This window comes from Pseudomonas sp. TMW22091 (genome assembly GCF_022496705.1).
Lineage (GTDB): Bacteria > Pseudomonadota > Gammaproteobacteria > Pseudomonadales > Pseudomonadaceae > Aquipseudomonas > Aquipseudomonas saxonica.
Genome location: NZ_SCFI01000004.1, coordinates 456,369 through 467,233 on the forward strand (window position 1 = coordinate 456,369; position 10,865 = coordinate 467,233).

General features: G+C 52.3%; 8 protein-coding genes and 1 tRNA gene. 1 reads left to right on the plus strand and 8 read right to left on the minus strand.

Annotated features, from left to right (window positions below; all coding sequences use genetic code 11):
* The first annotated feature begins 14 nt into the window (after positions 1 to 14).
* On the plus strand, positions 15 to 431 hold the full coding sequence (locus EQV93_RS11070) for a PA2817 family protein (RefSeq protein ID WP_122783932.1): 417 nt from the start codon (positions 15 to 17) through the stop codon (positions 429 to 431).
* Positions 432 to 541: 110 nt separating this feature from the next.
* Here the strand turns inward: EQV93_RS11070 and EQV93_RS11075 are convergent, their stop codons facing one another.
* From EQV93_RS11075 to EQV93_RS11110, 8 genes are all read right to left on the minus strand, one after another.
* Entirely contained in the window at positions 542 to 5,272 is a 4,731-nt protein-coding gene (locus EQV93_RS11075) for a dermonecrotic toxin domain-containing protein (RefSeq protein ID WP_240891560.1), read from the minus strand.
* 114 nt (positions 5,273 to 5,386) lie between these two features.
* A complete protein-coding gene (locus tag EQV93_RS11080) occupies positions 5,387 to 6,208 on the minus strand; it encodes a quaternary amine ABC transporter ATP-binding protein (RefSeq protein WP_425281161.1) in 822 nt (273 codons plus the stop codon).
* 5 nt (positions 6,209 to 6,213) lie between these two features.
* Positions 6,214 to 7,065 carry an ABC transporter permease gene (locus EQV93_RS11085; protein ID WP_122783929.1) on the minus strand — a complete coding sequence of 284 codons (852 nt, stop codon included), beginning with the start codon at positions 7,063 to 7,065 and terminating at the stop codon, positions 6,214 to 6,216.
* 21 nt (positions 7,066 to 7,086) lie between these two features.
* Entirely contained in the window at positions 7,087 to 8,109 is a 1,023-nt protein-coding gene (locus EQV93_RS11090; RefSeq protein ID WP_122783928.1) for an ABC transporter substrate-binding protein, read from the minus strand.
* A complete protein-coding gene (locus EQV93_RS11095) occupies positions 8,106 to 8,654 on the minus strand; it encodes a sigma-70 family RNA polymerase sigma factor (protein WP_240891561.1) in 549 nt (182 codons plus the stop codon). The genes EQV93_RS11090 and EQV93_RS11095 overlap by 4 nt, the downstream gene beginning before the upstream one ends.
* A gap of 141 nt (positions 8,655 to 8,795) precedes the next feature.
* A complete protein-coding gene (locus EQV93_RS11100) occupies positions 8,796 to 9,587 on the minus strand; it encodes a phosphate/phosphite/phosphonate ABC transporter substrate-binding protein (protein WP_146426745.1) in 792 nt (263 codons plus the stop codon).
* Between the two features lie 18 nt (positions 9,588 to 9,605).
* Positions 9,606 to 10,547, minus strand: coding sequence for a fatty acid desaturase (locus EQV93_RS11105; RefSeq protein WP_240891562.1), 942 nt, complete (start codon positions 10,545 to 10,547; stop codon positions 9,606 to 9,608).
* Positions 10,548 to 10,738: 191 nt separating this feature from the next.
* A tRNA-Gly gene (locus tag EQV93_RS11110) sits at positions 10,739 to 10,814 on the minus strand.
* Positions 10,815 to 10,865 lie beyond the last annotated feature (51 nt).

Below are 10,865 nucleotides of genomic sequence, written 5' to 3' on the forward strand. Positions count from 1 at the left end.
TAGAGGACACCGCAATGGCCACCAACGATCTCAACCACAATCTTGTTCTGCTCGACATTTTGCGTAGCATTTTGGTTGCTGTGGGTGATGCCGAGCAAATTCCCGAAGAAAGCCACGCGCTTTTTCTGGAACGTTTCGATGATATGCGCGCAGCGTTGCCCGTCGACCCCATCGAGAGTCAGTACTTGGGCCAGGACATCATGTGCCAAGTCATTGAGCGCTACCCGCAAATTGCTCACCTGGTGCCTCGCGACCTGCTGTGGTTTTTCGGCGGCGCGTGCTTTAACTTCCTCTCAGATGAAGAACTGGACATGTACCAGGCCCTGGAAGAGCGTCGCCATGAAGCCGAAGTTAATGGCGAACCGTTCGACTGGAATCAGGAAAAGCAGTTTATGGCAATGCCGGTAGCTGAAGAAAGCACACAACACTAAGCGCCTTTGTTATACCCAACTTTAAAGGCCCGTCCGTTTTTCGGACGGGCCTTTGCCTTACTTGCACTACAGCGTAAAAATCACAATACCCGCTCAAGTCTGCGCGCGTTTTAGGGTGAGGGCGCTAAAAAAAGACGATCGGCCAACACTGGATCTAGTTTAGCTCGATAGACCTCCACATAATCCTTGGAACTTTGAGCTTTGGCATAGAGGGTTTTTTCACTCAATGTACGCTGCTCAGCAGTTTTCAAATGCGCTACATCGAACTCTCTTGCCGGAGCGTCCATGGTTTTGTAATGAAAATGAGCAAACCATAGTTCTTTTCCCTCCAGATCTTTAATGACATATTCCTGAAGGTAATCTTTTCTTTGTCCTTTGGTTAAATGTTTTCTTGGGCCAAGACGGGCGATTTCAATAACGCCCTGGTTGTTTAAGTAATCAACATTTTGCCCCGTCGGCGGCAGGCGTTTAATAATACTCACTCGAAGATTACGCCCTTCTTCCCTCAATCGGGTGGCACCTTCTTTAAGATTGTGACTCATCGCATTGGCTGCAACTCTGCGCTCATCACTGAGCGCCTCAACCTCAGTGCTGGCGGACTGAATAACTGCGTCCATCTGGGAGGCCACCTCCTCAAGGGATATGGCTTTAAAGTCTAAAATTTCCTGGATTTCAACCGGTATTCTGGAAAACTCGGCACTTGCGCGCGCACTGGCAATCGCGTTGCGAAACTGCCCCAGTAATGTTCTAGCCTCCAACTCAAGCCTGGATAACGTCTTGACGTGGGTTGCCTGTAATGTGGACGGCCGCTGTGGACCTATGGGTTCCCACTCACCACTGGTCATTTTTCGATAGGAATGAATCTTCAACGCATCCATACCCTCCACGACATCGACAATCTCTTCTCCCGACTCTGAACTCGAATCACGCAACGTCCCGACCAGCATCTGTTTTTCTTTGGTTTTGATAATTCGCTGAGTTTTTTTCCCGCGGGGCTCTGTTTGTGGGGTACTCGCTTTTCGACTAGGACCAGGCCTCGGCTCATCAATTTCAGAGGATGAACTTTCAGAATCAATAATGACGGAAGCCATTTGCTGCTCAGCAAAAGTCCGCAAATGCTTGATCAAATGCAGCATTGAGGGAAGGTATTCATTTCGGAAATGGTCAGAATTCAATTCCAACAGATTCATGCAGACAGCCTCTGCAGCGTCATAGCGCTGCAGTACATTGTCAAAAAAATCGAGATGATCAGCCGCAAAACCGTGAGATTCACGGTGCAGGTTAAATTGTGACCAGGCGGTATCTACCAGTGTCCCCTGCCCGAACAAATCAAACGCGTGCTGTTCTTCGGGCATCAAGTTCTCGCCTCCCCGTCGAATCAATAGTTCACACAACGTTTCTAAATAGGAAGCCCCCCAATGCCTATCAAAATTTTCTTGATGTGGCTTATTAATGATTTCTGCCAACGGATTATTTTTAGGCACCGGTCTTTTTTTAACATGTTCCAGCGCTTCTACTTCGAGGATGGAATTCATGAACAGGCGACGCTCCATCCGCTCTGCAACTGCCAAACTAGCCACCCACTCTTCATAAGGCGCCTTGACTCCTGCTGCCAAATGATCAAGCACGGACTTCATCGACAATTCGTAATCAGCGTGAGAATTACGAACTGTCAAGGCTCGTAAATATTCCTCCAATATATTCTGATACCTGAACGTCTTGAGAACCAGGCGCTCCCACGTACTTTGGGTCGTTTCTTCATGATTATCAATGGGAACTACTTTATTAGCCTCATCCATCAACCTGAGAATTTCCAACACATTTTTTCGCCATTCGGCCAACTCGCCCTCGAAGCGATCCAAATGTACGTCTCTGCGCTCAATGTCTGTATCCAATACACCTTCCAGGATAACCATGGCCATCTCGCGACGATTGACAACACTCTGAATATTTTCGGCTTGCTCAATCAACCTGTTCACGGTTTCAGTATTTTTAGCACGTAGCGCCTGAATGGTTTTTTTAGGCCCCCCTCCACGTAAGCCCAACCGCAGATCAAGACGCCACTCACCCGAAGGGCTGCCTTTAAGGCGGGGGCCAGCTACTCCTGTGCCATCCGCCTTGTGAATCACCACACTGTCGGAGTCAACACTTACGAAATACGTTTTATCCTCCAACTGCACACAGTACTGATCTTGAAGCTTGATCAAGCCCTTTAACGGTCCCTCTTCTACACGCATGCCTTGCGTCAGATCGACCTCCACCGCAAAGGTGTCCAGTGCAGCCCGAAGAGCAGGTGTTAAACGTACTGACGAACTGAACCAGGAATAATCCAAGGAGGAGTACTCAGCAATGGTTTGCGGGGTATGAAGATCAGGCAGCTTTTTCTGAACCAGCGCAGGCGCCTGCGAAATCATGTCAGGCTCAGGTTTCTTATCTGGGTAAACCGAGAGCATCGGCTCATCCACCGGGGCTTCGAGTCGCCACTTTTCGTTAGCCGTGTGCCGAAAATTCAGGCCTTCGTGCAACAAAGCCAAACTGATGTTGAACAGTAAATCGATGACGGTTTGCATGGCAGCGTCTTTATCACCCTGAAGACGGGCCTGAAGACCGGCATCAAGGCTTAGCAACGTTTGAAAAATCCATGCGGCTTTTTGCAGCGGCCCACTGATGAAAAAGGTCAATCCATTGAACAGGCTCCATCCATAACGCTTGATCGATGCCCAGCGCCGCTCGGAGGCCGACACCGTTTGCTTATCTGCCAAGGTCATCAACGCTTGGGCATGAGACTGATACATCGCCTCAAAGTAATCGCCGACTATGCGTTGAGTACTCAACCTCGCCGGGCTTCTTGGCAACCACGCTAAAAAGCCTTCGTTCAATACACTCTCAAGGTGCGGACGTTCAAAACCGCCGTCGGCATAAAAGTCATGCGCGCGCTCATCAAGCCAGGCCAATACACTCTCCTGAAGTTCGCCAGGCTGATTGATCCCCTCCAGCAGTGCGTCCCAGGTCGCAAACTCAACCAATGGATCAGGTGTCAAAGGCCGATACAGGATAAAAGGCCCGGTCTCGATATCGTATGGGCCCAATACATACATATTGGCTACCGGATCAATGGCAGATCCTTCATAAGCATGGAACCCCAAAGGTCGAACACAGACATTGCAATTACCCACGACCATCTCGTCATCAGGACGCATGAGGCGCGCCACAATTTGCCAGCCTTGCGCAGTAAATCCATCTTCGCCCTTGATTTTTTTCTCGAGCGCCAACATCGATAACTGCACGCTGATCTGCGATTTGAACAAAGCCTGTCGCTCGACAAGCCCGGCTTCATCATCAATTAACAAACCCTTGATGAGTTCGATGTAATGGGTACTTATATCCAGTTCATCAATCAGATTTTTAACGTAGCCGCCGGTTAGCCACTCTGGCACCGGCCTGCCCTGACTGTCGCCAACCTCAATCAACCCGACAGGCCATCCACCTCTGTAACTCAAGGCAAACTCCACAAGGGAGGTAGGTTCCAGGTTGAACTGCGGCATTTGCACGTTTTCAACAGTCAGCTCGATGACTTGCAGGTTCGTCACATCGACCCGTTCCTCGGGATGATCGAGATGAAGTCGCTGCGTCAGCATCTGCTGGGCGTACGCGGGTAAAGCATCTATCCCCTCAAGAAAAGTGCGACCCTTGGTTTTTTGCTGCCAAAAGATTTGAGCCGATAACAGTTCGCTGTATGACAACTGATCGTCAGGGGCTGCCTGCTGCAGCCACGGTGGCAAGTTGGTGAGTACATGCTCAAGGTAAGTACGGTCTTGCGAATCAAAGAGTGGTAACCGGGCGCCCGCTTCATCTAACGCCCGCACCAGCCGCGGCACACTCCAGCGTTCGGTCTGCGCGGTTTGCCCCAGCTTTTTTATTGAATAAAGCTGCGCATCGAGCAAGGTCAGGGCCAATGATTCAAAAATATCGCCCTGCGGTTCGTACAAGGTCCATGTAAACAGAGACGCCGCCACTCGCTCTCTGACACGCTCAATAAAGCTGTTACCCATCCATTGCATTGACCGAAACTGCTCAACGCCTCGCTCAGGGGCATAACTGAGAATAAAAGACAGGTCGGCCATGTCCCGTGTGACCACCAGCGTGCCCGGTAATTGAAAACGCTGCGGCCCAGTTCTCTCAGTGCTTTGTATGTTGACCAGGTAAGCGTGTAACGGGGTTTCAGAAGAAACGCCCAAACGTTCGGTTTTTTCTGGGAAAGCGCTAATCACGGCCAATGAAACTGCTTTTTCATTCGATAACGCAGGCTCACGGTGCCGATTTGAAGTCGTCGAGCTCACCCCCGCTTTAAGTGACCGGGACAACCATTGAAAAGGACTGTTTTTGCCTTCAGACCGCTCACTCCAAAACTGCGCCACAGCCTGTTGGTAGGCCTCGATCAACGTTGCGGATTGATCATTGATAATGGCTTGCAGGCTGTCCATGCCCACACGTTGAGCAGCGGGGTTCACAGGATCGCGACTGGCAGTAAGACGATGCTCGCCCTCTATCAATGTGAAGGACGAGTCGTCTATAAACCGCTGAATCATGACCTCTTCCGGGGCCATAAAACGAAAATGCCGGGGTTGCGGATTCTGCGGATCAACCGCCGTTAATGGCTCTGCCAACGCCAAATCAGCAACGGAGACAGGCAGTGTCGGAAACTTATCTATCAGAGCTTTTTTGAAAACTGCTTTGGCCACCTCCTGAAAGCTGGGACGCGGGCCAAAATTCTGGGCGTTAAAACTGCTAAAAACTGAATATGCCGCTATCAGATCGGGGGTTTTTGTAAGTTCTTTCATGGGCTGCTCATCGCGTCAGTTAACAAAAAGGGCTTAGCCGATGCACTTGGACGGCTAAGCCCGCTTCTGTGATTTAACGCATGAACGCCTTACCCAAGGCGGTAACGGGATATGTTAATGACGAGCATGGTGGCGTTGAACAAAACGGCCCACGTAATCATCGGCCGGAGACTGCAGGATCTCTTGGGGGCTACCGACTTGAATCAACTGCCCATCCTTGAGTATTGCAATACGGTTGCCAATACGCAGAGCTTCATCCAGATCGTGAGTGATAAAGACAATGGTCTTTCGCAGCGTGCGTTGCAGCTCAAGCAGTTGGTCTTGCATTTCGGCGCGAATCAGTGGGTCGAGCGCGCTGAACGCTTCGTCCATCAGGATGATGTCCGTGTCGGTGGCCAAGGCCCGCGCCAGCCCAACGCGCTGGCGCATGCCGCCAGACAGCTGCTGGATAAATGCCTGCTCGTAACCTTGCAACCCCACCACCGAGACCCAGTGCCGCGCACGCTCATTGCATTGCGCCTGGCTTTCGCCCCGCACCTTTAAACCGTAGGCCACGTTGTCCAGGACATTGCGATGGGGCAAAAGGCCAAAACTTTGAAACACCATACTGATTTTATGCCGCCTGAATTGGCGCAAGGCAGGCATGTCGTATTCAAGAATATTTTGCCCGTCTACCAAAATCTCGCCACTGGAAGGATCAATCAGCCGATTAAGATGACGCACCAGAGTCGATTTTCCAGAACCCGACAAGCCCATGATGACAAAGACTTCACCTGCATCAATCGTCAACGATAGATTGTTGATCCCTACAGCGCAGCCGGTTTTAGCCAGCACTTCATCTTTGCTTTTGCCCTCGCGAATAAGCGCCATGACTTCTCTTTCGCGCTGACCAAATATCTTGAAGACATTGCGTACTTCTATTTTATTTACTGCCACTTCACTCACTCCTGACCGCCATGCCGAGGTCGGCCATACGCTTGAGTAATGCGGTCAATCACCACGGCCAGGATGACGATGGCTAATCCCGCCTCCAGTCCCTTGCCGACGTTGAGGGTTTGAATACCCACCAGTACATCTTCGCCCAAGCCCCGCGCACCGATCATCGAGGCAATAACCACCATCGACAGTGCCATCATGGTGGTCTGGTTGATGCCTGCCATGATGCTGGGCATAGCCAGCGGCAGTTGAACACCAAACAATTGTTGCCACGGGGTGGCGCCAAAAGCGTTGATCGCTTCCATCACCTCTCGATCAACCTGGCGCAAACCCAGGTCGGTGAGTCGGATCAATGGCGGCACGGCATAAATGACCGTGGCGAAGATTGCCGGCACTTTACCCAAGCCGAACAACATCAGTACCGGTATCAGGTACACGAAACTGGGCATTGTCTGCATGATGTCCAACAGCGGCATCATGACCGCGCGCAGGCGGTTATTGCGCGCCGCCAGAATGCCCAGAGGAATACCCAGCAGCACTGAAATCACCGTGGCCACCATCATCAGTGCCAAGGTTTGCATCAGCTTGTCCCACAGGCCCACAGCGCCGACTAAAAACAGCAAGCCGACAATCAGCAGTGTGCTGACCACTTTGCGTGTGGCGTGCCAGGCAATAACGCCGACTATCGCCAGCATCAGCCACCAGGGCGTCATGCGCAGCAGGTTTTCGAGATTGATGATGGCCCATAACAGCGTGTCAGAGATGTGACGGAACACATCGCCGTAATTGCTGACCAGCGCATCAACCCCGTCATTGACCCACCCTGCGATGGAAAACGTCAGGTTGTCAGGAAACATTCAATGCCCACGCTCGATCAGTTAGTTGGATTTAAGTGCTTGATCAACTTTTTCAGCTGCTTGCGCGGTGACCCAGCCATGCCAGATGTTGGGCTGTTCACGCAAAAACGTTTGTGCCGCTTTACGCGGCTCAGTGCGTTTTTCGCTCATTTGGGCCAAGGTGGTATTCAGCAAATCGATGGGGAAATCTACCTTTTCATAGAACTCAACCAACTGCGGATACTGCGCTTTGAAGGGGGCTGATACGCCAATGGCCAATTTTGCTGGCAGTGAGCGGGTGCCTTTTGGGTTGGGGTTATTGGCGTCAGCCAGGGTCTTCCACGCTTCGGCATCAAAGGCGGGCTCTTCCAGCTTGATCAGTTTGTAACGACCAATCAGCGGCGTCGGAGACCAGTAGTAGAACAGCACCGGCTTACCACGGCGAATCGAAGAACTGACTTCGGCATCCAGCGCCGCGCCTGAACCGGTTCGGAAATTGACAAAGTCCTTGTCAAGACCATAGGCCTTGAGCTTTTGACTGTTAACAATCTCGGAGGTCCAGCCCGTCGGGCTATTGAGGAAACGTCCCCGAGTCGGGTCTTCCTGGTCGCGGAACACGTCTTTGTACTTGGCCAGATCCGCCACTGATTTCAAGTCCGGCGCCAGAGGCTTGATCCCTTTGGCCGGATCGCCCTTGATCACGTACTCGGGCACCCACCAGCCCTCACTCGCATTTTTGACGATGTCCCCCAAACCTGAAACTTTGCCCTCGGCTTCGGCCTTGACCCACACTGGGCTGCGTCCTGCCCATTCCTCGCCAATGACTTGAATATCATTCTTGGCCAGCGCGGCCTCAAGACTGACCGTGCTGCCAGGCAAGGTATCCGTCGCGACACCGTAGCCATGCTCGGTGATATACCGCAGTACTTCTGTGATCAGACTGCCGCTTTCCCAGGTGATGTCACCGAAATGAACAGGCGCTGCCTGCTCTTGTGCCAGAGCCGGTTGCGCGATGAGCCCAACCGCCAGAAGCGAGCCACCGAGCCACTTTTTTAGTCTGTTCATACGTATTCTCTTGTTTTGGGGGGACGGCTTTTCAGCAGTGTGCTGTCAGGTTTTGAACAACGACTCTGCGCAAGGTTCATGTAATCGCTGACTGAACGCAGAGAAATGCCCAACTGTGCTGCTATTTGTGTGTAGGTCATGCCATTGAGACGAGAAAGCACAAAGGTTGCTTTGACCTTGTCGGGCAAATTATCAAGTTGGTGTTCCACCCAGTCCAACGCCTGATAAAGCTGCACCATTGTTTCGGGCGAAGGCGCGGTGTCCAGGTCGCTGCTGGATAACGTCATCAAAAAAGCTCGCTCAACATCACGACGGCGCCAGAGCTGGTAAATCAGACGCTGTGCAATGGTGGTCAGCAGAGCCCGTGGCTCACGGATATCCAAGGCTTGAGGGGTACTCAATAACTGGACGAACGTATCGGCCGCAATGTCTTCAGCGTAGCTGCTCGAATTGAGGTAGCGGCTCAAACGTGCGCTTAGCCATAAATAGTGGGCGTTAAAGAGCTGCCTCACGTATTCACGGTGAGAGGTGTCGGCCCCGGACATAAAGGCTCCAAAAAATGAGTTGATAGCGGTCAGTCCGGTGATCCGGTGCAGCGATCCTAGCAAAGGCTTATATTTCTTTTAAATATTAAAAAAATATTTAAACATCTATTTCGAATATATAAACGCAGTCAGCCCCCTTCCCTAGCACAACGTGGCAAAACCCTGCTTCGCCGCTTCAGACTCATAATCGAGCAGTATTTGATAGTCCACCGCACGTGCCGGTAACACCTCGTTCAGTCCCAAACAGCTGCTAACTTCAGGCATTTGCTTGAGAGCTGTGTTCATGGCGGCGCGAATGCGCTCCACCTCGGCATGGCTTGAAGTGTGCGCGGTGATGTAGGGCAACGTAGGACTTGGCGCAGTACGCGCCACGACACGCAACCCTGCGATTTCCTCGGGAGCGTAACGCGCCAAATAGGCAAAGGTGACGCTGTCGATGGCGGCCAGATCCGCACGCTCCGCCTTTACCCATTGCAGGCTATGCCGATGCGCGCCACTCATGCCCAACGAAGAAAAAAATCGCCCGCCCTCCTGCAAGGGGGCCAATCGATGACGAAACAGATTCATGCCGCTGTTCGAATGTTCGTCATTGACCACCCCGCGACTGCCCTTGAAGTCAGCGAGCGCTTCGCGCTTATCAGTAGTGCGGCAGATGATCAAACTGCAATGCATGCCAGCCGTGCTATCAGGCAAGTCGTAATGAGGTCGACCAATCAGTTGCACCTGCCCGCGCAATTGAGTCACCAATGGGTAACCACAGGTTTGAGCCAACAATAGGTTCGGTGCACGAAAAAGCGCCAATGGGGCAAGATCTTGCGGCCTCTCGCGGGTCTGCTCCAACAGCGCCATGATGCGCTTCAACCATTGCTGATTAGCCGCTTCCACGGGCGCCGGAGCAACGTACATGGTGAGTTCTGCATAACGTCCAGACATGGTGGGTTCCGTGCTCTATCAACTGAAGGGATGCTGCGGGCTGTCGATGACGCGCACGCTGTTGTTACGCAGGAACACGCCATAACCCTCAACCAGAAAGCCGCCACTGCGCTGTACCCATTGTTCACGACGCGCTCTGTAGACCTTGGGCAGATGAAACCATGGCAAGCCCGGCAGGTCATGATGAACCAAGTGCAAATTCAGATTGAGAAACAACCAGCGCCATGGCCAGCCAGCTTCATTGAGCACCGTCCGGTGTTCAGGGAGAACAGCCGGCCGATGCTCATAGTAAGAACGAAGTGCGCCCACAGAAAGTGCGGGGACCGTCACCAGAAAAACGTATTGAGCAATTGATAACACGCTGTAATGGGCAATGTAAGCAAACATCAACAGGGTGAAAAAGCCGTGCGTCAGCCACATACGCCATGCCTGTCGGTCACCTTGACCTAAGCGCATGAGCTCTTTTGCCGCCAGGCCGAACAACGCCAGCGGTGGCCCGACCAGCAATCGCCCGACTACGGTTTTGTTCAGCCAAAGTACTCCCCGCATTATTGCAGGGGCTTGCAGCCATTGGTTACGCTTGAGGTAACGACTTTCCGGATCAATGCCGGGCAACGTCAAGTCGTGGTCGCGGTGATGCTCCAAGTGGCTGTCGCGGTATAAGGTATACGGGTACCAGAGGGCAAAGGGGGCATACCCCAGCCACTTGTTCAGCCATTGAAAGGCGGTGGGATGACCATGCAACAGCTCGTGTTGCACTGACATCCACAACACGACGACCGGGATCAGTAATACGGTTGTCCAGAAGACACCTATCAGCGGGCTGTAAAACAGCAACGCAAACCATGCGCCGGGAACCGCGATCAGTAACAGCCAGGTTGGCCATTGGGTGCGACCGGTAAAACTGCGGGCCAGTGCTTGTATGTCCCGTTGCTGGGCAAGATCAAAAAAATGCGCCATCGTGAAGTTCAACAAAGAAGTGGAAGTCACCTCTGTGTGGCGCGAGCTGCGCATTTCTTGCAGATCGATTGGTTATTTGCTTAGCACTGACTGTAGAGAAGCATCACCTAAAAAACGCAGGCACAAAAAAAGCAGCCCTTAGGCTGCTTTTCTGTGTTTTTTGAAACTGCGTAGCTCCAAAAAACAAAATTTGGAGCGGGAAACGAGACTCGAACTCGCGACCCCGACCTTGGCAAGGTCGTGCTCTACCAACTGAGCTATTCCCGCAATAATGGCGTCCCCTAGGGGACTCGAACCCCTGTTACCGCCGTGAAAGGG

What these genes read in the sequence shown, in the direction of transcription:
- EQV93_RS11070 (WP_122783932.1), top strand. Translation starts at nt 15, where the DNA reads ATGGCCACCAACGATCTCAACCACAATCTTGTTCTGCTCGACATTTTG.
- EQV93_RS11075 (WP_240891560.1), bottom strand. Translation starts at nt 5,272, where the DNA reads ATGAAAGAACTTACAAAAACCCCCGATCTGATAGCGGCATATTCAGTT.
- EQV93_RS11085 (WP_122783929.1), bottom strand. Translation starts at nt 7,065, where the DNA reads ATGTTTCCTGACAACCTGACGTTTTCCATCGCAGGGTGGGTCAATGAC.
- EQV93_RS11090 (WP_122783928.1), bottom strand. Translation starts at nt 8,109, where the DNA reads ATGAACAGACTAAAAAAGTGGCTCGGTGGCTCGCTTCTGGCGGTTGGG.
- EQV93_RS11095 (WP_240891561.1), bottom strand. Translation starts at nt 8,654, where the DNA reads ATGTCCGGGGCCGACACCTCTCACCGTGAATACGTGAGGCAGCTCTTT.
- EQV93_RS11100 (WP_146426745.1), bottom strand. Translation starts at nt 9,587, where the DNA reads ATGTCTGGACGTTATGCAGAACTCACCATGTACGTTGCTCCGGCGCCC.
- EQV93_RS11105 (WP_240891562.1), bottom strand. Translation starts at nt 10,547, where the DNA reads ATGGCGCATTTTTTTGATCTTGCCCAGCAACGGGACATACAAGCACTG.